21 protein-coding genes are annotated in these 23234 nt (G+C 31.0%); 12 read left to right on the forward strand and 9 right to left on the reverse strand.

All coding sequences use genetic code 11. The annotated features are described in order from the left end of the window. Positions 1 to 42: 42 nt before the first annotated feature. Both NNH57_RS23795 and NNH57_RS23800 read left to right on the forward strand, forming a co-directional pair. A complete protein-coding gene (locus NNH57_RS23795; RefSeq protein WP_074406268.1) occupies positions 43 to 831 on the forward strand; it encodes a helix-turn-helix domain-containing protein in 789 nt (262 codons plus the stop codon). Between the two features lie 106 nt (positions 832 to 937). After that, on the forward strand, positions 938 to 2269 hold the full coding sequence (locus NNH57_RS23800) for a S41 family peptidase (RefSeq protein WP_108809268.1): 1332 nt from the start codon (positions 938 to 940) through the stop codon (positions 2267 to 2269). Between the two features lie 184 nt (positions 2270 to 2453). Here the strand turns inward: NNH57_RS23800 and NNH57_RS23805 are convergent, their stop codons facing one another. Next, entirely contained in the window at positions 2454 to 2663 is a 210-nt protein-coding gene (locus tag NNH57_RS23805; RefSeq protein WP_108809267.1) for a hypothetical protein, read from the reverse strand. A gap of 115 nt (positions 2664 to 2778) precedes the next feature. On the opposite strand from NNH57_RS23805, the gene NNH57_RS23810 reads away from it, so the two are divergent. The 3 genes from NNH57_RS23810 (at position 2779) to NNH57_RS23820 (ending at position 4437) form a co-directional block, all read left to right on the forward strand. Further along, positions 2779 to 3129 carry a hypothetical protein gene (locus NNH57_RS23810; protein WP_074406265.1) on the forward strand — a complete coding sequence of 117 codons (351 nt, stop codon included), beginning with the start codon at positions 2779 to 2781 and terminating at the stop codon, positions 3127 to 3129. Positions 3130 to 3313: 184 nt separating this feature from the next. Continuing rightward, positions 3314 to 3874, forward strand: coding sequence for a TVP38/TMEM64 family protein (locus tag NNH57_RS23815; protein WP_108809266.1), 561 nt, complete (start codon positions 3314 to 3316; stop codon positions 3872 to 3874). A gap of 23 nt (positions 3875 to 3897) precedes the next feature. Continuing rightward, positions 3898 to 4437 carry a class I SAM-dependent methyltransferase gene (locus NNH57_RS23820; protein ID WP_074406263.1) on the forward strand — a complete coding sequence of 180 codons (540 nt, stop codon included), beginning with the start codon at positions 3898 to 3900 and terminating at the stop codon, positions 4435 to 4437. A 66-nt stretch (positions 4438 to 4503) separates the two neighbouring features. Here the strand turns inward: NNH57_RS23820 and NNH57_RS23825 are convergent, their stop codons facing one another. Further along, complete coding sequence (locus tag NNH57_RS23825; RefSeq protein ID WP_074406262.1) at positions 4504 to 5217, reverse strand: LytR/AlgR family response regulator transcription factor; 714 nt, start codon at positions 5215 to 5217, stop codon at positions 4504 to 4506. Further along, on the reverse strand, positions 5214 to 6341 hold the full coding sequence (locus NNH57_RS23830; protein ID WP_108809265.1) for a sensor histidine kinase: 1128 nt from the start codon (positions 6339 to 6341) through the stop codon (positions 5214 to 5216). The genes NNH57_RS23825 and NNH57_RS23830 overlap by 4 nt, the downstream gene beginning before the upstream one ends. Positions 6342 to 6551: 210 nt before the next feature. On the opposite strand from NNH57_RS23830, the gene NNH57_RS23835 reads away from it, so the two are divergent. The 4 genes from NNH57_RS23835 (at position 6552) to NNH57_RS23850 (ending at position 12109) form a co-directional block, all read left to right on the forward strand. Continuing rightward, positions 6552 to 7439 (forward strand): ABC transporter ATP-binding protein, encoded by an 888-nt coding sequence (locus NNH57_RS23835; protein WP_108809264.1) that lies wholly within the window; start codon positions 6552 to 6554, stop codon positions 7437 to 7439. Between the two features lie 3 nt (positions 7440 to 7442). Continuing rightward, the gene (locus tag NNH57_RS23840; RefSeq protein ID WP_108809263.1) at positions 7443 to 11018 is read left to right on the forward strand and encodes an ABC transporter permease/M1 family aminopeptidase; all 3576 of its coding nucleotides are present in this window, start codon (positions 7443 to 7445) and stop codon (positions 11016 to 11018) included. An 83-nt stretch (positions 11019 to 11101) separates the two neighbouring features. Further along, positions 11102 to 11671, forward strand: a complete 570-nt coding sequence (locus NNH57_RS23845; protein ID WP_108809262.1) for a hypothetical protein — start codon at positions 11102 to 11104, stop codon at positions 11669 to 11671. A gap of 27 nt (positions 11672 to 11698) precedes the next feature. Beyond that, a complete protein-coding gene (locus tag NNH57_RS23850) occupies positions 11699 to 12109 on the forward strand; it encodes an Lrp/AsnC family transcriptional regulator (RefSeq protein WP_106791367.1) in 411 nt (136 codons plus the stop codon). Here the strand turns inward: NNH57_RS23850 and NNH57_RS23855 are convergent. Both NNH57_RS23855 and NNH57_RS23860 read right to left on the reverse strand, forming a co-directional pair. Further along, positions 12106 to 12432: a hypothetical protein gene (locus NNH57_RS23855; protein ID WP_074406256.1), complete on the reverse strand. Its 327-nt coding sequence runs from the start codon at positions 12430 to 12432 to the stop codon at positions 12106 to 12108. The two genes, NNH57_RS23850 and NNH57_RS23855, sit on opposite strands and share 4 nt — an antisense overlap. A 117-nt stretch (positions 12433 to 12549) precedes the next feature. Beyond that, complete coding sequence (locus NNH57_RS23860; RefSeq protein ID WP_074406255.1) at positions 12550 to 13821, reverse strand: hypothetical protein; 1272 nt, start codon at positions 13819 to 13821, stop codon at positions 12550 to 12552. A 121-nt stretch (positions 13822 to 13942) separates the two neighbouring features. Here NNH57_RS23860 and NNH57_RS23865 point away from each other — a divergent pair, with 121 nt between their 5' ends. After that, positions 13943 to 15049: a hypothetical protein gene (locus NNH57_RS23865; protein ID WP_074406254.1), complete on the forward strand. Its 1107-nt coding sequence runs from the start codon at positions 13943 to 13945 to the stop codon at positions 15047 to 15049. A gap of 71 nt (positions 15050 to 15120) precedes the next feature. Here NNH57_RS23865 and NNH57_RS23870 read toward each other — a convergent pair whose 3' ends face one another. Genes NNH57_RS23870 through NNH57_RS23885 form a run of 4 tightly spaced genes read right to left on the reverse strand, consistent with a single transcriptional unit; the run spans position 15121 to position 21265 of the window. Further along, positions 15121 to 15810, reverse strand: a complete 690-nt coding sequence (locus NNH57_RS23870; protein WP_074406253.1) for a LytR/AlgR family response regulator transcription factor — start codon at positions 15808 to 15810, stop codon at positions 15121 to 15123. Then, on the reverse strand, positions 15807 to 16799 hold the full coding sequence (locus NNH57_RS23875; RefSeq protein ID WP_108809261.1) for a sensor histidine kinase: 993 nt from the start codon (positions 16797 to 16799) through the stop codon (positions 15807 to 15809). Before NNH57_RS23875 ends, NNH57_RS23870 begins: the two co-directional genes overlap by 4 nt. A gap of 9 nt (positions 16800 to 16808) precedes the next feature. Next, complete coding sequence (locus tag NNH57_RS23880) at positions 16809 to 20378, reverse strand: ABC transporter permease/M1 family aminopeptidase (protein ID WP_108809260.1); 3570 nt, start codon at positions 20376 to 20378, stop codon at positions 16809 to 16811. A 2-nt stretch (positions 20379 to 20380) separates the two neighbouring features. Further along, positions 20381 to 21265 (reverse strand): ABC transporter ATP-binding protein, encoded by an 885-nt coding sequence (locus NNH57_RS23885; protein ID WP_074406251.1) that lies wholly within the window; start codon positions 21263 to 21265, stop codon positions 20381 to 20383. Between the two features lie 301 nt (positions 21266 to 21566). Between NNH57_RS23885 and NNH57_RS23890 the strand changes: the two genes are divergently transcribed. Continuing rightward, positions 21567 to 22067 (forward strand): RNA polymerase sigma factor, encoded by a 501-nt coding sequence (locus NNH57_RS23890; protein ID WP_108809259.1) that lies wholly within the window; start codon positions 21567 to 21569, stop codon positions 22065 to 22067. A 53-nt stretch (positions 22068 to 22120) separates the two neighbouring features. Further along, the gene (locus tag NNH57_RS23895) at positions 22121 to 23098 is read left to right on the forward strand and encodes a FecR family protein (protein WP_108809258.1); all 978 of its coding nucleotides are present in this window, start codon (positions 22121 to 22123) and stop codon (positions 23096 to 23098) included. Positions 23099 to 23234: the final 136 nt, after the last annotated feature.

Here is a 23234-nt window from a genome sequence, read left to right on the forward strand (position 1 = left end):
TTGATCTTTTAGAAAGAAAGATTCTTTTTTTAGTGGTACATTATGATTGCATTAAGAAGTAAGGAATTTTTGGGAAAAACAACAGAACAATTTTCTTTTGGAAATTATGATATTTCTATGGTAAAATACCATAAACCAGTTTCAGAAGATTGGCATTCTCATGAAAAATATCACCTTTCGTTGGTCTTGCAAGGCGGCAACTTAGAATCTCGAAAGGGAAAAGATATTCAAATTTTTCCGGGAAGCATTGTGTTGTATGATAAGCTAGAGATACATCGTAATAGGCATACTGCATTTCCGTCTGAGAATTTAAATATAGAAATCGATGATTCTTTTTTTATAAAAAATGAACTGTCAACTTCGGGTTTTAGGACTTCGATTCTTAAAAATACTGCTGTTCAATTTCAACTACTAAAAATATATAAGGAATTAAAGGTAGATGATATATCTTCTTCAGATTCGATTCACTCATCGTTACTTACATTGTTTTCGGGATATACCAAGATTATTGATTATAAACCTCTTTGGGTTGATACTATTCGAGAGCTGTTATGTGATCGCTGGGACGAATTTATTACACTATCAGAGTTATCACAAAAATTACAGATACATCCAGTTACAATTTCCAGGTACTTTTCAAAATATTTTAATTGTACACTAGGAGAGTATATGCGCAGGATTAAAATTGAAAAAGCAATTTTATTTTTAAAACACACCAACAAGTCTCTTACCGAAATTACATTTCTCTGTGGTTTTTCTGATCAAAGTCATTTTTCTAAAACCTTTAAACTCTGTACTGGGTTTAAACCCAATGAATTTAGAAGAATATAATAAGAATGTACTTCAGAGGCTAATTTCATCCTATTATTCATGGATTTTTCTTTATTAATTTACATTAGGTGAAAATCACTTGCTAATAATTAATAATTCAGCTTTCATGAAACAAACAGTATTACAGAAAAGTAAAATGGTAATCGCATTTCTTTTCATTACAACATCTTTTTTTGCTCAATCTAATAATGACATCATTAAAGAAGCGCAAAAATTATTAGAAAAAAACTATATCTTCTTAGATAAAGCAAAAGAAACCAATGCTCATTTGGACGCATTGATGAAAAAAGGTTTTTTTGATAATCGATCTCCCAAAGATTTTGCCAAAGCACTCACCCAGGAATTGCGAAAAATCACAAAAGACAAGCACCTACGGTTTTTATCTCCCAGACCACCAGGACAATCAAAAAAAGATACAAAAGCTTCTTTTATACAAAACTTATCTAGATATAGACCTCCTATGCTAAGAGGATTTAAACTTATGAAATCTAATATCGGTTATATCGACCTTGCTTTTTTTGGTGGTTCTGAGGAACATTTGGAAAAAATAGATCAGGTAATGAATGATATGCTCGTTGCGGATGCTATAATTATAGATATGAGAAGAAATGGTGGTGGAAGCCCAACTACGGTAAATTATTTATCGAGCTACTTCTTTAATGAGAAGTTATTATTAAATACTATTTATTCTCGCGCCAATGATCATACTGAAGAATTATGGGTGGCAGATGTAAAAGGTGTTAAAAGACCCAAAGTACCTGTTTATATACTTACTAGTGATTATACATTTTCTGGTGCCGAAGATTTTTCATACACTATGCAAAGTAGAGGTAGAGCCACTGTAATAGGAGAAGTTACAGGAGGAGGAGCGCACCCAACCAGAGGTTTTTCTTTACCAAATGGGTTTAGGATTGCTATACCTTTTGCAAGAACAATAAACCCAGTTACCAAGACGAACTGGGAAGGCGTTGGGGTACAACCTGATATAAAAATATCTGCAAGTAAAGCCTTAGAAAAAGCAAAAATACTAGCATCAACACAAGCAGTGACATTTAGGGATTCATTTTTTGAACCTTTAGAAAAAACTCTTACAACTATAGAAAAAAATAAAACAACAAGCCAAGCGTCTAAAAATGATATTTACAAACAACTTGTTTTATTAACCCAAACAGGTATGATAAATGAAAGCGAAATCAATGCAATGGGGTATTATTATTTACAAAACAATAAACCACAGACAGCTTTAATTATTTTTGAATCTAATACTCAGTTATTTCCAGATTCTGCAAATGCCTGGGATAGTCTTGCAGAAAGTTATTTGGGACTAGAAAACAAAGAAAAAGCAGTTGAATACTATGAGAAGGCAATTGAAATGGATCCTAAAGGAGGAGTAGGAGAAAATGCAAGAGGAATGCTAAAAAGAATTAAGTCGCAATAGGTATATGAAATAATATATGTGATTTTATAGTGTACTACTAAAACCACAAACAAAAAGCCAAATAAGTTCTACAAATAGTAGAACTTATTTGGCTTTTTTTATTTCCAAACCAAACGTTTATATCCAGTACTTAATTAAATGTTAAGTGTGGATTCGCTAATATAGAAGAGAAGAAAAAATGAAATCATTTCTCTTTATAGTCAATAATATCTCTTATTTCTACTCCCATATAATCGGCAATTGTCTTTAGCCGCTCAAAATCTTTTACCAGATCTTTTCGCTTAACCACATAATCTCCTGCCTGTGGACTAACTCCTAAAGCTTTAGATATACCGTATACCGTTTTAGCTCCTTTACTTTTTTTAAGGAGCCTTTTTAATTTCTTATTAATCATAAAAGCAAATATACATATAACATTTGATTATTCAAATAAATTTTTATTAAAGAAATATTTGATTATTAAAAAAATGTTTGTATATTCGTAGCATACAAATTCAAATCATCGAACTATGAAACTTTTATTTGCAACAGTACTATTTTGCGTATCTATAGGAAATGCAACTCCTTCTAAAACAGAACCTGATACTGATAAAAAAGAGAAAACAGAACGTAAGAAAGAAGTTGAAAAGAAAACATCACTGAACAAAAATGTTCACTCTCTGAAAAAATGGAAAATGACGATTGAATATGTTAATGGTAATACGATATCGAAGACGATTGTTGTAAGTGAAAATTCACATCTAAGTGCATTACAAACTGCTTTTGAAGAAGCAGATAAGCACTTAAAGAATATAAAAAATGTAAAAGAATACAGTATCTCTCCTGTAACGAGTTCTTATGTGCTCTTAGCAGGTGATTAAGAATTAATCAGTAACCCCTGAACTTACCTATTTTGATAAAAAAAGAAGCCACGTTACGTAGCTTCTTTTTTTATGAACTCTACAATATACCTGTATAAGCAACACGTAATAAGATTTTTTTAGACATAAGTGATTTAGTGTGTAACTATTTTTGAACATATTCGTCATATTTTAAACGACCAAAATGTCATCAAAACTTCAACACATCATAAAGTATACCTGGATTGGTCTTGTTGCCTTATGTTTGTTGATATATTTTATTTACCCAGCCCTGTTTACAAAAGAAAAAATTGCTTCTTTTGTAGGGCAGTTTCATAAATACGCTTGGATGGCTTTTTTTTTAATACATGTGGTAAGAGGTTTCATTTTGTTACCCAGTACGCCTTTAATTTTTGCGGGTGTGTTATTATTTCCCAATGATTTAGTTTGGGTACTCATTATTTCTTTAATAGGAATTCTTGCATCATCTTTATTAATCTACTTTTTTTCGAATACATTAGGTTTTTCTAAAGTATTTGAAAAAAATAATATCAAATTTAATCTTATAGAGAATAGATTATTGAGTAAAAATGGGTATTTATATATTATCCTTTGGTCTTTTATACCGGTTGTACCTACGGATTTAATTTGTTATCTATCTGGTGCAATTAAAATTAAAATCCCTGTATTTATGGCTTCTATTTTATTAGGAGAATTAGTTTTATGTTCAATTTATATCTTTGGTAGCACATTCATCATCAATTAGAAATCAATCATAATCAAAAAATCATGTCAAACTTTTTCACAATTACTGCTTTAAAAAACCTAAAACAAACAGGAAGCTTATTTCGAAGTTCTAGAACATTAGCAAATAAACTTGTTGAACCTTTGGATAATAATAAAGATTTGGTAGTAATTGAGTTAGGTGCTGGTGATGGAATTATCACGAAGCAAATTTTAAGCAAAATAGGGGTGAATTCTTATTTACATTCCTTTGAAATAAACCTTTCATTTGTGCCTATTTTAGAGAATATAAATGATGAACGTTTAACGATACATAATACATGTGTATCTAATTTGGCCACTATTTTTTCTGAAAATAAAGTAGATTTTGTAGTGTCTTGTTTGCCTTTAGCTAATATTGAACGCACATTTAAAAAACAATTGATCGAAGATGTAAAATTTATACTTAAAGATAGCGGAAGCCTAATTCAGTATCAATATTCTAAAAAAGATTTAGAGTTCTTAAAAAATAATTTTACAGACACAAGCACAACACTTTGTATTAAAAATATTCCACCAGCGTTTATTTATAATTGCAAAAACTAAATACCATTAGTTTTTTAGAGTAATACATATTATACTCTAATTATATTTCAAAAAAACAATACATTTCTATCCATTAGAACTATAGAGCTTATAAATACGACTCTTATATGTCTGACCTATAGGTATTTTGTGCGTATTGATCAAGATTCTATTACCTTCGATAGTTTTTATTTTATCGATAGCTACAATAAAAGATTTATGAACTCGTATAAAGTTATCTTTTAACAAAAGTTCTTCTAATGATGATATTTTTTCATGACTCACAATCATATCATCATCATTAAGGTAGAGTTTGGTATAATTTCCATAGGCTTCAATAAACAAAATTGTTTCTGTAGCTATTTGGTGGTATTTTTTATCGCCCTTAATAAAGAAACGGCTTTGTTTTGCAATAGAGGATGGTTGCGTAGTGGTTGTGTTATTTTTTATAACAGTATTAATCGTTTTATTAATAGCTTTTACAAACCGTTCAAAAGAAAAAGGTTTTAATAAGTAATCCGTGATATCTAGTTCATACCCCTCTATAGCAAATTCTTTATATGCTGTTGTAACAATAATTTTAGGGGGATTAGATAGTGTTTTTAAGAACTCAAAACCCGATAATTTTGGCATATTAACATCCAAAAACATAAGATCTACCTGTTCTTTATTAAGCATTTGCATAGCCTCGAAAGCATCATAACAATTACCAACTTTTTCTAAATGCGGTAGATTATTGCAATACCCCTCGATAATACGATGTGCAATAGGTTCGTCGTCTATAATAATATATCGTATCATTGTGTATCTATCTCTAAGGTTGTTTTGTAAATAGTTTTATCTTTTTTGATAAGTAGTTTATGTTTTTTGGGATAAATAAGTTTTAATCTGTCTTTTAAATTATCCAATCCAATCCCATGTTGACCAGTTTCTTTTGGTTCTTCATAATTATTCTCGATATAAAATTTAATGGTATTGTTTTCTGTCATTAAATTAATATGAATATAAGCGTCTTTTGTTAACCGTTCTACGCCATGCTTAAACGCATTTTCTAGCAAAATGATAAACAACAAAGGTGCAACCTTATCATCTTTATCATAAGTATGATCAAATGTTATAACCACTTTTTTTTGATACCGTATTTTATGTAATTCTATATAGTTCTCTAAATATTTGATTTCCTCTTTTAAAAATACAACATCTTGCTTACCTTCATAAATAGTATATCGCATCATATCAGATAGTTTTAGCACTACTTCTGGAGCACTATCAGATTTTTCGACTGTTAAGCCATATAAATTATTTAATGTATTAAAAAAGAAATGTGGATTTACCTGGCTTTTTAATAAAGCCAACTCGGCTTTTCCTTTTTCTGCTTTCAATGTCTTTAACCATTTCCATTGCTCAAATAGCCAAAGTATAATGAGAATAGGTATAGGTAGCGTAAGAATAATGAATGCAATATCTTTTTCATCATTTAGATAAGTGTCTAAGTTTTTAGAAAACAAGCGAACATAAAAGAAATAAGATATTGCAATTGTATAGATTACTAAAATGAACAGCTTATATTTTTTAAAAAATGAAGAAAATAGCACATAAAAAACACCTAACCAGAACAATGTAATTAGAAATATAACAATGGGATTGTCAGGGATTTTCCAATAACTATCTACCGTAATGGCTACTATGAGTAAAAGTATTAGTCCAAGTATTTTGTATACTACAATTTTATTTTTTTTGAAATACCTGAATTTATAAATAGGAAGTGAGGCAACAAGCCACCAAAATGTAAAAATAACAATGACCTCTATATGATTATCTTCCGGAATTTTTATGAACCCTATATATTCTAAATATAGTATTGTAAAAAAGACCACAAAAAAACCAATTACAAAAGCTTTATATTTTTTTAGAAATGTAATCATATGTACAAAAGTACAGATGTTATAGTGTCTTGACAATAAATTTGATGAACGATACTTTTTTTTGCATAAACACTTTCTTTTTTTGAATCAACCTTACTTGTATCTATTATACATGTTTGTATTGATTTTTTTAGTGTAGTGGTCATAAAAGTTGGTTAGTGATCTCATTTCCGAATAGGTTCGTATCAGAAATCATTAATTAATCAAACCATGAACAGATTATATATTCAAAATTTATCTAAAACATATCCTAATGGAGTAAAAGCTCTGGATAATGTTTCTCTTACCATTACCAATGGGATGTTTGGCCTATTAGGGCCAAATGGAGCAGGAAAATCATCTTTAATGAGAACAATTGCTTCATTACAGGAACCTACATCGGGTACTATAACTTTTAATGACAAAGATATTGTTAATCACCCTCAGGAAATTAGAAATCATTTAGGGTATTTACCTCAAGAGTTTGGAGTATATCCTAAGATTAGTGCTCAAAATCTACTTCATCATATTGCTATTTTAAAAGGAATATCTAATAAAAGTGAATGTAAGGATCAGGTAGAAGCACTGTTACAACAAACAAATTTATATCAACATCGTAAAAAAGCAGTACATACATTTTCTGGTGGTATGCGGCAGCGTTTTGGAGTAGCCCAAGCTTTATTAGGTAATCCGCAACTCATTATTGTAGATGAACCTACTGCAGGATTAGATCCCGAGGAACGTAACCGGTTTTTGAATTTATTAAGCGAGATAGGAGAGAATGTGATTGTTATTCTATCGACTCATATTGTAGAAGATGTTCGCGATTTATGTGCAAATATGGCTATTATGGGAGAAGGAAAAATTATAAAACAAGGTAACCCCATAGAACTTACAAAAGCGTTAACAGGAAATGTCTGGACAAAAACCATAACAAAGGAAGAACTTCAATTCTATAAGGAGCAGTTTAATATAATCTCTACACGACTAGTTTCGGGGAAAACACAGATTCAGGTTTTTGCCGAGACCATTCCCGAAAATGGATTTGAAACTATGCAACCAGATCTGGAAAGCGTGTACTTCTCTACATTATTTAATAATCAACCTATAAACAGCTAAGCTATGATAACTTCTTTATTACGTTTTGAAGCCAGTTACCAACTCAAACAAAAGGCATTTATTGGTTTCATCATTATTTTCCTTCTTTTTGGATTTATGCTAGGAAGTCAGGGTTCTTCTTTGGCTAAAGTAAATTTTAATTCAGGATACCAAATTAGTTATAACATTGCCGTATTATCACTTGGGTGTATGTTTGCTATTATGTTTTTTGCTATTAGTGGAATGCTAAGAGATAAGCAATATCGAATGGAAGCCATAATCTATAGCACACCAATAAAGAAATCTCATTTTTTTCTTAGTCGATTTCTTGGAGTATTTATATTTAGTTTGCTTGTTTTTTCGATGACTTTAGTCGGTTTTGCTTTGGGGACATTTATGCCTAACTTGGATCCAGAACGACTGGGACCTTTTCATATGACTCATTATTTATGGACATGGTTACTCATAGTTTTGCCAAATGTTTTTATTTGTACTGCATTTGTCTTTTCGGTTAGTGCATTTACCAAAAATAATATTGCTACATACATTAGCGCAATTACAATATATGCATTGTATTGGATTTGCTCTATCTTTTTCAACTCTCCCTTGTTGGCCAATGCAACACCTGCTTCTCCAGAAAATTTGATTATAGCTGCATTAGCAGATCCGTTTGGACTTTCTGCCTTTTTTGAGCAAACTCAATACTGGACTCCTTTTGAAAAAAATACACGATTACTTTCTTTTTCTGGTAATTTTCTTTGGAACAGAGCGCTTTGGATTTCAATATCATTAGTACTCCTAAAAATAACGTACACTTATTTTTCATTTAAGAAATTAAAACAAAAAAGTAAAAGAGTAGCAATTATAGAAGAAAAAGAAATAGTAAAGAAAGCATATTACCCCATTAGTACTATAACAACTACGGTAAGAACACATATCGCAAGTTTTAAATCTTTATTGAGAATTGAACTTACCAATGTATTTAAGAGTTTACCCTTTATAGCTATTATACTAATTTGGATTGTTATTGTTGTTACCGAAATTTATACAAGAGTTAATCAGGGCGGGGCATATAATGATAGTTTATATCCAACAACAGATTTACTCATTTGGTTAATTAAAGATCCGTTACCATTTTTAGGATTATTGCTAATTGTATTTTATAGTGGTGAATTAGTTTGGCGCGAACGTAGCTTGCAATTTAATGGTATAATTGACGCTACTCCAGCTTCGAATATGGTATTCTTTTTATCAAAAGCCATAACACTTATTCTACTACCAGTTATATTGATCACAATAAGTATTCTTATCGCTATTGGGATTCAAATAACAAAAGGCTATTATATTTTTGAAATTTGGCAGTACCTCTCTATGTTTTATTATCTGGGAATAGGTTTTCTCTTTTATATTTTATTAGCACTATTTATTCAAAGTTTATCGCCTAATAAATATGTTGGGATGGCAATTACGGGATTGATTATTATCTTTTTTGGAAGCTCTCTGGCTTCATTTATAGGAATTGAGCATTCATTACTGCGAATAGGGAGTTTGCCTGCTACAAAATATACAAATATGACAGGTTATGGGGACTATACTAAACCTTTTCATTATTATGCTGTTTATTGGACTGCACTAGGTTTGATACTAATGTTATTGTCTTTTAAATTATGGGAACGAGGTACCACACATAAGTTTGCTTTCAGATTAAAACAACTTCGATATCATTGGAAAAAATGGCAACTTACAATACTTGTTTTCTTTGGGATAGTATTTATTACTTCGGGAGCTACTATATATTACAATAGAAATATTATAAACGAATATATTACAGCAAGCGATAATTTAGATTTTCGTGAAACATATGAAAAAAAATATAAGAAATATGATGTCCCGCGACAGCTCATCCCGGTAGCGATGAAAACCAAAATGGATATATATCCAGATGAGAATTTCTATATTATTAAAGCTGATTATATTCTCGAAAATAGGGGGAAAGATATTTTATCAGAAATCTTTATTTCAGAGAGGATTCCGGTTACTAGTATGTCTATAGAAAATGCAACATTACAAAAACATGATAGCGTGTATGATATACGAATTTTTAAATTCAAAGAACCTTTGGCTCCTGGAGAACAAATAAAATACACATATGAACTTACATATAGAAAAGAGGGATTTGAGACCAGTAAAGTTTTAGTTAATAATGGGTCATTTATAATGCATAGTGTTTTTGAACCAATTTTGGGGTACACTACGAGTTTTGAAATCACAGATTCGTTTGAAAGAGAAAAGCGTGGGTTACCAAAACAAATAGAGGATGAAAACAATGCTAGCCATTTTAGTGCTGTTGATGTATCATATGTTAAATTACCATATGAAACTGTTGTGTCTACACAAAAAGATCAAACCGCTATAGCAACAGGAGAATTAATAAAAACCTGGGAAGAAAACGACAGAAACTTTTACCATTATAAATCGTCTCATGATATTATTCCTTTTTTATCCTATTATTCGGGATCGTATAAGGTGGAGAAAGAAAATTATAAAGGAGTAGAAATCGAACAATATTATCATCCAGAACATGAGTATAATATCAATACTATTTCAGAAAGCACTAAACAAACTTTAGATTATTGTCAAAAACACTTTGCAAATTATAAGTTTGATCATATACGAATTGCAGAAATACCAGGGCATTGGCGATTTGGAGGGCAAGCACAACCAGGAACTATTGCAATGGTAGAGAATCGATTATACCTTACAGATAATCGTAATACAGACAATTTTGATCTTGTAGCCAAACGAACTATTCATGAAGTTGCACATCAATGGTGGGGCCATATGCTTACTCCTAAAAATGTAGATGGAGGAGGGTTAATCACAGAAGGATTAACCAAATATACCGAAGCAATTATTATGGAAAAATACTATGGTAAAAAAGCAATTTGGCAATTAAGTAAATCTGCTAATACCAGGTACTTTACCGGTCGTTCTTATGCTACCGATCCAGAACCTCCTTTATACATTGGAGAAGGCCAGTCTTATTTGCTTTATGGAAAAAGCTATGTGTCTCTGGTAGCACTTAGAGATTTGATAGGAGAACAGAATATGAACGAAGCTCTTAGAAAGTTGGTGACCAAATATAAAAATGAAAAAGAATCTAAAGTTACATCAACAGAATTATTAAACGAGTTTTATGCAGTTACTCCAGAGAAGTACCATATTTTGATTGATGATTGGTTTAAGCGTATTATTACATATGATTTAAAAATTGAAAATGCCGAGGTTACTGCACTTACTAATGGTAAATATAAAGTTACTATAGACATTTCTGCAAAACGTTTTGAAACCAAAGAAAATGGAGAAGCAGTAGCAATCTCAATAGATGAACCTATTCAAATAGGGATGTTTTCAAAAGACCCGAGTACAATTAATAATCAAGATTCTATACTATATTTAAAGCCTCATCAGATCAATGCAGATCAAATGAAGTTTAAACTTATTGTAGATGAGATTCCACAATATATCTCAATTGATCCTTTTGGCACCCGTTTGGATGCAAATACTATTGATAATACTAAGAAACCCATAGGTATTTAAATGATTAATTTATGATATGGTGAAAAATAATGGGAGTGTAAAAAAAGAATTCATAACTTTCAAAATTCTATTATATTAAATTTATGAAAAAAATACACTTCCTTATTTTTTTGTTAGGTTGTTTTACAGCATCCTTCTCACAGGACACAAATGAGGCTCAGCAATTTTGGAACTCATTACAGAATTTATGTGGAAAATCATTTGAAGGCACTCTGGAGTTACCCAAAGAAGATGAGCAATTTGGTGGCAAACGATTAGTGATGCACGTACGTTACTGTAGTGATACCGCTATAAAAATACCTTTTTTTGTTGGGGATGATAAATCCAGAACTTGGGTGTTAACGTATAAAGATAATCGCATAACGTTAAAACATGATCATAGGCATGAAGATGGCTCTGAGGATAAAATTACTCAATATGGTGGTGTTACAACAAATCTAGGGCAAAAAGGGATACAAGTATTTCCGGCAGATGAAGAAACAAAAAAAATGATTCCTGCGGCTTCTACTAATGTTTGGTGGATTACAGTCGATGATACAACTTTTACCTATAATTTAAGACGTATAGGGACTCCACGTGTTTTTAAAGTTGTAATGGATATCACAAAACCGGTAGAAAATCCTGATGCTCCTTGGGGTTGGATAAAGGATTAATACATCCTCAATTATAGTATTGTATTTATGTTGGATAATATAGATCATAAAATTATCAATAGACTTAAAGATAATTCGAGAGCATCTTATGTTGAAATAGGTCGACAAATAGGACTTTCTCCATCCTCGGTTAGAGAACGTATCCAAAAATTAGAGGACCTTGGAATCATAAAAGGGTATAGGGTTGAATTGGATAATAAAAAACTAGGTTTTGGTATAGAAGTTCTTATTATGCTTAAATTATTTAGTGGAAACCTGAATGTATTTTGTAGTGAATTAGATAAATTTCCAGAAATTGTTGAAGCACACCGTGTTACAGGGGCACACAATATTTCTATGAAAGTGAAATTAGTTGATCAATTACACTTACAACAGTTTATTGATAAACTACTGCGCTATGGTGACCCAACAACGTATTTAATTTTATCTGATATTTAACTCATTTCACCTTCACCAACAGGTTCATTTGCAGTAGAAATCCTAGAATTATTGAATCCATTATCATTATTGAAATAAACATAGATTGGGCTTTCATTTCTTAGCATATCTATTAAATGTTGTAATTGGTCATAGTGATAATAAAAGCTATAATATGATCCAGAAACTGTTGCTACCGGGAGTACAGCATTGGGGTCTTCTCTAAACCAAACCGAACAGGTTTCTCCACCAACTCCTTTTAAAATTAGATTGGTTTTTCCTAAGCTTCGGGATGACCAATTGTAATATAAATATGTTTTTACTTGAAAAGATGATTGTGCCATAACTTTATAAATTTATTATGACCAAATATACAATGGAAGGTTTTGAGATAAAAGAGTTAAAAGACTGATTGATAATAGTTAAAACCCTGTTTTTTAAAAAACATTGGCGTACAAAATCTAATTTTTTGCATTGAAATCATGATTCATAATTGTTTTTTCATCAGGACCTTCAGTAATATTTAGATAACTAACTTCTCCTGCACCTAAAAACCGGTAACGAATACCTACAAATTTCCCTATAGATGTATTGTATTGTCTCGAGTAAATTTCCTTATCATCAATAAAAACAGCTACTTTTTTTTCTTTGATATTGATATCGATAGCTCTGAAATCAGAAAAATCAACCCCAAAAGCAGAAAGATCGTGTTCTTTACCTTTTAAGTACACATCATTAAGCATTATATTGATATCTGAAACACATCCCGGAATAGAAAATGGTACTATTAAAGCTCCATTGGTACCTAATATAACTATCCTTAGTTTTTGACAGACTGCCCATTTTTCTCTATACAGGTTACGAACAGAGGTCATGATTTTGATATTATCTCCAGATACATTTCCAAAATCTTTTACCAGATGAAAAGTAGAGACTACAGGTTCTGTAGTAGACTTAATTTCATCGATGATAGTATTTGAAAAAGATAATCTATCTCGAAACATATCTGTATTTGAGACATATTTTGGGATAGGTTTATAATCTATAGTGCCCACCCAATTATTAGAGGTAATAAACAAATCATGTTCTTTTATGATTTGCCCATCAACCAGAAGTTTAGCACCAAAATACCCTGGAAAATAATAAATACCAGTAGCTTTCTTTTGTTCTGGTTTTATTTTAATAGTTTTTGTAACATCCCAGAATTGTTGGATGTATATACTATCGGACTTAATCGTATTTAAATCAAAATCAAAGACTACAGAATTTGGCAACCCTTCGGTTATCGGTCTACTACTAAAAGTGATTTTTGAAAAATCGGTATCAGTTATAGTATCGTTTTTAGTTCCAATCATAGAATAAAATGAAATAAACACAATAGTCATAATAGAGGCAGAAACTACAATAATGCCTAGGTTTTGAGTTATTTTTTTTTCTACCCAAGAAGGTTTTTTGATATCTTTTTTATTCTTGAAATCTCTCCAGTTTGCATATCCGGCAAATTGTGAGAGTGTATTTAATGTACTAATGCTGGGTGCACTTTTATAATTAACCTTACCCCAAACACGTTTTAAAGTCGTTGGACTTAAAAGGATACCGGTGTTTTGCTGAATACTTTCGCTCAATTCAATGAATACATCATTATGCCATTGATCAGAATTTCCCCACTTGAGTTTTTCCTCGATTTCTAGCAAACACTTTTGTACTAATTTATGTTCTGGATATGCGCTCATAATATTTAACAAAAGTCATCAAAAATTACGACTTGAACAACATTGAATCAACTTGCACCAACTTGTTTATGCTTTGTATACTATACATTAGAACTTTGAATGAAATCAAAAAACGAAACTCATGATTAGATATATTGTATTCTCTATAGTAAGTATTTTATTTATTCAACAAGGGAATTCTCAAAACATAATTCCTTTAGATACGGTTCATTGGGAAATAAATGCCCAATCTTATGTTTTAGAAAATTATAAAGGGAAAGATGCTATTTATATTCAGCGTGGCTTAGCATTTTTAAAAGATACCAAATTCTTGAATGGTACTATTGAGTTTGATGTATATCTTACCAATCGGCAAGGATTTCCTGGTGTTCGTTTTAGAGCTTCTGATAGAAATAATATGGAATCTTTTTACCTGCGAGCCCATCTTTCGGGTAAACCCGATGCCAATCAAGCTGCTCCTGTTATTAATGGTATAACACCGTGGCAACTTTATTTTGGGCCTAAATATTCTTTTGCATATGATTATAATTATGATGATTGGACTCATGTGAAAATAGTAGTTAATGGTCGTAGGGCGCAGATATATCTGGACTATTCTGAAACTCCAAATCTATCGTGGGATCTGGTTCATGATCCGCGAGAGGGTGAGATCGCAATAGGAGGTGGGGGTGCTGCAGCCATGCATTATGCGAATTTCAAAATTGATAAAAGTAAATATGAAATAGTAGATTTTAAACCTATAAAAAGGAAACCTATTGAAGGATTGATTTCAGAATGGCAAGTATCTGATATGTTTGAAGAAAAATTGATAAATAACCCAATGAAACTAAAAGAAGTAATTCAATCTAGAAAATGGGGGAAAACAATCCAGGTAGAAGAAGGTACAGCAGCAAATATTGCAAGAGGAGTAGTTTTGGTTGATGGAACTCCTGGGAATACTGTTTTTGCAAAAATCAAAATTAAATCAAACAAAGATCAAATAAAGCTTTTTGAATTTGGATACAGCGATAGAGTAGTCGCTATTTTAAATGGCAAACCTATTTATAAAGGTACAAATAGGTGGCGCTCTAGAGATTATAGATATTTGGGTACTGTAGGATTGTTTGATGCAATATATCTAAACCTTAAAAAAGGAGAAAATACACTTTTATTGGCCGTTTCTGAAGATTTTGGAGGTTGGTTAGTAACAGGAAAATTTCCTGATCAAAATGGAATTGAAATACAATAAAATAATCTAGTAATGAAAATTATAATTGTGCATCTTTGATAGAGATGGAGTAACCGGATAATAATTAAAATTTAGCTAAGTAAGTCATTAATATTTGGCCTATACATTTTCCCCACAGGAATTTTGTGATCCTTGATTGTTATTCGGTTACCTTCAATTAGTTCTATTTTGGTCTTTGCAATAATGAATGATTTGTGCACCTTTATAAAATCTTTTTTAGAAAGCATCCCTTCAAAAGAAGATAAGGTTTGATGCGTAATGATCATTTGATGTTCTAAATATACTTTTACATAATTTCCATATGCTTCTAAGAACAAAAGGTCTTTTAGTTTTACCTGGTAATGCTTTTTGTTGTCCTTTAAAAAAATACTGGAATCATCTATATTACTTACGTTTTGCGAATGTAATGACAATATTCCCTGCACTTTTTGTATTGCTGTAACAAAACGCTGAAAACTAAAAGGTTTTAATAAATAATCATCAATATTAAGTTCATAACCTTCTAATGCAAACTCTTTATAGGCAGTAGTTACGATAATCTTAGGAGGATTTGATAGTGTTTTTAAAAAATCAAAACCTGTAAGCTTAGGCATATTAATATCTAAAAATACTAAATCTACCTGATGATGATTTAGGTATTCTATCGCTTCAAAGGCATTATAACAATGCTTTTGAAGTGATAAATAGGGTAAATTACCGCTGTAATCTTCAATAATATCGTGTGAAGCGGTTTCGTCGTCTATTATGATGTAGGTGATCATGATTTGTATAATTCTAATTTCACAAAATATATTTGATTTTGATTGCTAATCGTTAATTTATGTTTACCATTTGGGTAAAGTAAATTAAGGCGATCTTGTAAGTTTTCTAACCCAATACCTCCGGACTTTACATGTGTATCGGGATCATAGTTATTTTTGATGGTAAATAGTATTTGGTTGTCATCTTCTTTTAGTTCAATGTTTATAAAAGACTGATTTATAAGTTTTTCTACGCCGTGCTTAAAGGAGTTCTCTAACAGGATAATAAACAATAACGGAGGGATAGGGTAGTCCTTATTAATAATACTATGCTTAAAATCAATATCGATTGCTTTATGATACCTGGCCGTTTGTAACTCAATAAAATTGGTTAAATATTTAATTTCTTCTTCAAGAGGAACAGCTTCTTCTTTTCCATCATAAATGGTAAATCTCATCATATCTGAGAGTTTAAGCACATATTCTTGCGCGGTATCAGGATCTTTTTTAATCAATGAGTATAAATTATTAAGCGTATTAAAGAAAAAATGAGGATTTATTTGAGTTTTTAAAAGTTCTAATTCCGCTTTGACTTTATCATTTTTAAGGGTTTGTACTTTGGTCCACTGTTCAAACCCCCATGAAAAAATGGTATAAAAAATCAATAGTGCCAGTAATACCCCAAATAAATCTGTAAGCCATATATTATGATTAACTACCCAAAAACTTTCTTGATCATCATCTATTCTATTAGCCATATTCATTCCGAAAATCAACAGTCCTATTATAGAAATATATATAATTATTTTTATAGTAGAATTTGGCCAATTTGTTTTTAATTTACCTGTTTTGAATAGGTAAAATAATAACATATAAGAAATAACTAAACCAGTAAGAAAGTTTAAAAAGATATGTAATTCACTATTGCTATCTTTAAAAATTAAGCTTAATGTAGCTAAAATTATAGTAAGAATGGTGGTGATATAAAATCTCTTTTTTAATGTCATCATTCAAATATATTAAAGATTCACAGAAACTATGTTATCGGCCATATTTCTATCTAATCTGGTGTAATACGGATCGATGCCGATATAAGCTGGTATTTTCTTGGTAATAATTTTAAAAACCATTTCTGTTTTATTGATCTGGTGAGATTCTAAATAGAGGATATCTTTATCATTATTGATAGTTTCCGGATGTTTTTTAAATATTCCAATTTTAATTGGCTCGTTAATATTGATCGTGATTTCTTTTCCAGAGCTATCTGTTTCAAATCGTTGTGCTTTTATACCTACCGTAATTTCGTAAGTACCATTACTAAGCTTTTTATAAGAAGTACTCTTAATCCTCAAATCATAAGTGATTACACGTTTCATCCAATCATCAATTAGGTTATGATACTTGATGGGAGTAACCAGATACAGCTCTTCAAGAAAATCAAGTGTTGTTGCAGTCGGTTTATCACTGTATTTATGTATCATATTTTGTAGTGCCGTATTTAAATTAGATTCTCCTATAATATCTTTTATTGCAGACATAACAATAGCCCCTTTACTATATCCTAAATATTGTTGTAACTGACTTAAGTATAATGAAGGCTCTATTTCGGTGGCATGAGAACGACCACTAAAATATCTTCTTACCGTATGTTCTGATAGTTGTCTAACCATAGCTTTACCATATAATTTTTCCATAATTACGGTTTCAGAATACTTGGCTAGAGATTCTGATAGTACCATGAATCCATCAATTCGCTTTGGGGTAAGTAGCCCTCCCCACCATTGGTGAGCTATTTCGTGAATGATCACTCTGGCAATTACATTAAAGTCTTCTGGGTTTGAAACATCTCTTTTAAAAACTTTTTCATTAATACTAATTACACCTGGCATTGCCTGGCCGTTGGCTCCACCACCTCCAAATATTGACATTTCACCAATACGAAGATGTTTATGAGGATATTTTCCAAAATTATCGGTTGCATAATCAATAGTTGCTTTAGTCACTTTTATCATTTCTGCGATGTTTCTGTAATGCTCTGGGAGGTAGTACAATTCAATTTGGATGCCCTTGTGGTTTGTTTTTTCAATTTTATAGCGTGCCGAATGGTATGCCACCATACTGTTAATTTTACCTTTAGATTTATAATGATAATAATTTCTATCATTCGATTTCCATTGTTTTATTAAATCTCCAGAGCATAGTACAGATTGATCGTTTGATGTAGAGACTACGGCCTCAAAATCTATATTTTCAAAATTAAATTTCCCTCCGATTTGCAAATAGTTGTCATTTACTACTGGTTTTTCTCTTACTGGCAACCCTCGTTTCTCTCGTTCATAAGTATAATCAATCTCGTATTGATTTACATAACCCAAATGAGGACTAAATTGATGACTTTTAATATAAGATCCATTATTTGTAATACTATGGTCGATATCAAATCCAGAAGAACTTTTGGTTAAGTTATATTCCATTTTTAGGATTGACCCTTGTAGCAATGGAGTATGAAGTTTAAATAAGTAAGTTCCTATAATTGAATCATGAAAAACTTGTGTGCTATTTTCTATAGATAGTTTTTTTAGTGGTATCGGTGTAGTAATAAAGATTTCTTTTATAGGTTCGGTGCCTGTATTCGTTATCAAACAGGAAGCTTTTACTTCATATTTATGTTGATTTGGAAAAATATCTACTGCTGTTTGTACAGAGATTAATTTTGGTACTGCCAGATGATCATATTTTTTATATGCACGTTCATATTTCTCATTAAAATCATATGCTTCATCTGCTATTTCATATTCATTGATCATGTTAGTATTATAGTAGATATAGCTCCCGATAGTTACGAATAGAAAAACAAAGCTTATCAATAGTACTCTTTCTTTTTTACTCCATATCATTCTAGTGTATGTTCTGATAGTAGAAATGGTTCCTCTTTTCCATAATTTAAAACCGAACAGGGCTATTATTCCTGCAAAAGTGATCCAATACAAGGATAACCAGTTAAATTTCACAACATATTGTCCGTATGCATTAAAATCAGAATACGTTCTGGCCATACTGGGTAGGTTATTGAAAAGAACCAAAGGATGTTCTAACCCTATGCTATTGCTCAAAGGGCCAAATAATAGCATAATACCTCCGGAAATGACCATTCCTAAATACTTATTAGAGACTATATTCTGAATTAACAGTGCAAAAATTGTGTATAATAAAACCTGAAGCCCTCCGAAGTAGAACATCGAAAAATAATGAGTTAATTCTATATCGTAATAACCATTTGAAAGCTGAAATGTTATTGCAACAAATATTGATATTAAAATAAGTAGTATAGGGATTATAGCTATTGTAATATACTTAGAAATAAAAAATGTACTATTTTTTGTAGGTGTTCCCTCAATAATCTCATGAAACTTATTAGATCTTGATTTCCATACCATCTCACCAGTATAAAAAACAATGAGTAGCAATCCCATTATTGGTAAAATTTCATGAATTAAACCTATAAACAGGTCTGTAGTAGGGTAACGATTTCCGTAAATACCAAAGCTACGTACGCTATTATTAAATGCCAGTACAATCATAGCAATCCATAATAATATAATGATCAGAAATGGAATTCCTGTAATTATCATTTTTGTATCTAATACTACAATCGATCTAATGCGTGCTATTCTTGCTGCTAATGTATCCGAAATAGTAGTTACAGGTGTATAAGTCGAATTACTAGTTGTATCTTCTATAGATATAACTTGTTTTTTTACTTTTTGATTGAGTTTCCTGAAATAGAACAATCGATAGGATACTACTATAGATACAACACTAAAGAAGATCCAAATAACTCTGTTCCATACAAAATGTCCTGATAGTGAAATAAGAGTTTCGTTTTTTTCTATTGGTGTTAAGAACTGAGTTTGTTCAAAAAAAGCACTTAACCCTATTGGATCTACTAAAGACGCAATTTCTAAAATCTCTGGATCAGAAAGTATAGAACCACCAACTAGAGGAGAATTAATATAGAACCCCGAAATCCAATGAATAGCAATAAGCAAGAGCCCGATGATATATGTCACTATTGCTTTTTGAGATAGGAGTGTTGCCGAGAATAGAATAGCAGTACAGATAAAAGCGTTAGGGACTATAATTGTTAACCAGGGCCATAGATAATGACTTATGTTAAAATGATGTAATGCCTCTGGATTTTGATGGGCAATGTTTGTTCCAATAAAGACCCCTAATAAACCACTGCTACCAATGAGAAGAGATACCAAAAAGAGACCTAGAAAGCGATTGATTAAAAAACTATGTTTTTGTATTCCTGTACTAAAAATTATTTCTTTGGAATGAAAAGTTGTATCCCGAAGTAATCCATTCACACAAAAAAATATACTGGCAAATACAACGCCTATACTAATAATGCCTGATAGAAAACTTAAATTATAAGCATCGTTATACATGCTGCTGAATTCTAAATATTGAAAAGCTTGTGTAATGGCAAGGACACCATATCCTATAAACAATATTAGAAATAGTATGAAGGAAGTTTGGCGAGTATGATATTGCCATTCGAACTGAAGTAATTTCGTAGTCATGATTAGTATAGTATTGATTGTTTATTAATTGTAGAAAAATAGACATCTTCTAAATCTGGTTTAGAAGCTTTAAATCCTTGTTCTGGCCGATGATCTGCTAATACGCGAAGTTCTATTTTACCACCAAATAATCGAGTTGATAAGACATTAAAGGCATTTTTGAAAGCCAAAACATTTTCTTTGGCGACAACCTTATGCCATATTTTACCTTCTAAGTGAGTAATAAGTTCTGAAGGAATACCTTGTTTTAGTATTTTCCCTTCTCCCATAATTGCCATATGAGCGCATAGATTTTTAATATCTTCAACAATGTGGGTAGAAAGAATGATAATTCTATGTTCTCCGATTTCACTTAATAAATTATGAAAACGATTACGTTCCTCTGGATCTAAGCCTGCAGTGGGTTCGTCTACAATAATAAGTTTGGGATCGCCTAGCAATGCTTGTGCAATACCAAATCGCTGACGCATACCACCAGAGAAGGTCTTTACAGACTTTTTTCGTACTGCATATAGATTCGTTTGATGTAATAAGCCTTCTATCTGTTCTTTACGTTCTTTGCTATTCAATATGCCTTTTAGTACGGCGATATGATCTAATAATCGAATTGCTGATATTTTGGGATATACTCCAAATTCTTGAGGTAGATATCCTAATTGATTTCGAATAATTTGTGGTTCCTTATTACTATGTGTATCATTAAATAATATGCTTCCCTGAGTAGGCTCTTGTAGTGTAGCTAAAGTACGTATTAGTGAAGATTTCCCTGCTCCATTAGGACCTAATAACCCGAACATACCATTGGTAATCGTTAGATTGATACCCTGTAATGCTTTTACTCCGTTGGGATACGTTTTAGATAGATTTTCAATTTTTAAAGTATTCATAGGATTCGTTTTAATTGATGGTACGAACCTACTTATAGCATCCAAATCTTGCTATTTATTTTGATGAACGTCCTTTAAGTGTTGATGAAAAATCAATAGAAAGAGACATAGTTTTATGATTACATGATGTTGTATTGTTTTGTAATAAAGCTATTTAATGATATAATGCCCTCAATAAAAATGAGTATAGGTAAGTAATTAGGTATTATTTATATATTAGCCCCTATCTATCAAAGTGTAGTTTTTTGATACTGAAGATGTATATTATTAACGATCTAAATACTAAGAGGAAGATAAATTAATGAGATCATCAAAGAAAAAGAGGTTTTCAATTTTATTTGATAAACATTACAAAAAACTCTTCAATTATTCTTTTAAGGTGGTTAAAGAAAGAGATCTTTCTCAAGAATTGGTACAAGAAACGTTTATTAAACTTTGGGAAAAAATAGAGCAAGTTCAATCAAATGATCGTTCGATAGAATCATTTCTTATTGTCACTTTAAAGAATAAGATAATTGATCATACTAGAAAACATAAAACCCGGAAAAAACATACCAATTTATATTCACTAAACCGGGATATACAAGAAAACATAGATAATAAATGGGAGCTGTCACAAAAAATAGATAGTATTTATGCTTCACTTCCTCCCAAAACGATAGAAATATTTAGATTATCAAGAGATCAGGGATTTACTTATCAGGAGATTGCTATACAAAAAAATATTTCTGTAAAAACAGTAGAACTTCATATTTCTAAGGCTTTAATAGCATTTAGACAAGGGTTACAAGATTATTTATAATTTTTGATAGGGTGTAACTATATGGCAAACGTCTTATAGTAAAATACCTTATTATGGAACAGGATCAAATAACAGAAGTAGACATTTGGGGATATATCTCAAAAAGCGCAGATACAGCTACGAATGAAAGAGTAGAACAATGGATGAATTCTGATGAATTTAATGAGGATTTATTTAATAAAATGAAGAATGTTTATAAGGTCACTGGTGAAGCTCCAGAGAGTAGTGATTTAGAAACAAATATTGCTAAACAAAGATTTTTTAATTCGATAGAAAATAAAGAAAGAAAAAAATCTAGCTTGAAAATGATCATAAAGTATGCAGCTGTAGTAGCGATTTTAGTATCAACTGCTGTATATACCTATCAAATAACAATACCAAATGATATTATAAGTATTGAGACTGCGTATAGTGATCATGAACAAATACATCTTCCTGATGGTTCTGTAGTTTGGTTAAATTCTTCAAGTAAGCTGTCTTACAATCCAAAATCTCCAAGAACACTATTTTTAGATGGTGAGGCTTTTTTTGAAGTAGCAAAAGACAAAGAACACCCTTTTACTGTAGAGACGCCAGATCATGTTATAGTAAAAGCTTTGGGAACAAGTTTTAATGTAAAATCGTATGCAAAAAATACATTTACAGAAACGGTATTGTTAACCGGTAAAGTCGAAGTGAGCTCTAAGGAGTATTTAAAAAATAACATCATAATGCTTCCAAATGATAAAGTGAAGATTTTTAAGAATGATGGACGCGTACTTACTTCAAAATCCAATAATGCTGTTAGTAGTATTGCCTGGAGAGCGGGTAAAATACAATTCAATAATAAACCATTTTTGGAAATAGCTAATGATTTAAAAATTCAACATAATGTTAATATACGTTTTGAAAACGCACAAATATCCAATTCAAAATTTACCGGATCCTTTAATCAAGATTTACCAATTAATGACATTCTGGAAGTATTAAAAGCTTCAAAAGATTTTAAATATGAATATAATACAAAAGCAAATGAGTGGATAATAAAATAAAAAAGTGGGAAAACTGCCATTTTCCCACCGATGTGTCAATACTATTCTAATCGCGAAATCAGTAATAATTAACAACATTCAAATTTATGAAAATAAAACAGTTCGTTCTGTCTTGGCAGGTAAAAAAACCTGGCAA

Source organism: Aquimarina spinulae (genome assembly GCF_943373825.1).
Lineage (GTDB): Bacteria > Bacteroidota > Bacteroidia > Flavobacteriales > Flavobacteriaceae > Aquimarina > Aquimarina spinulae.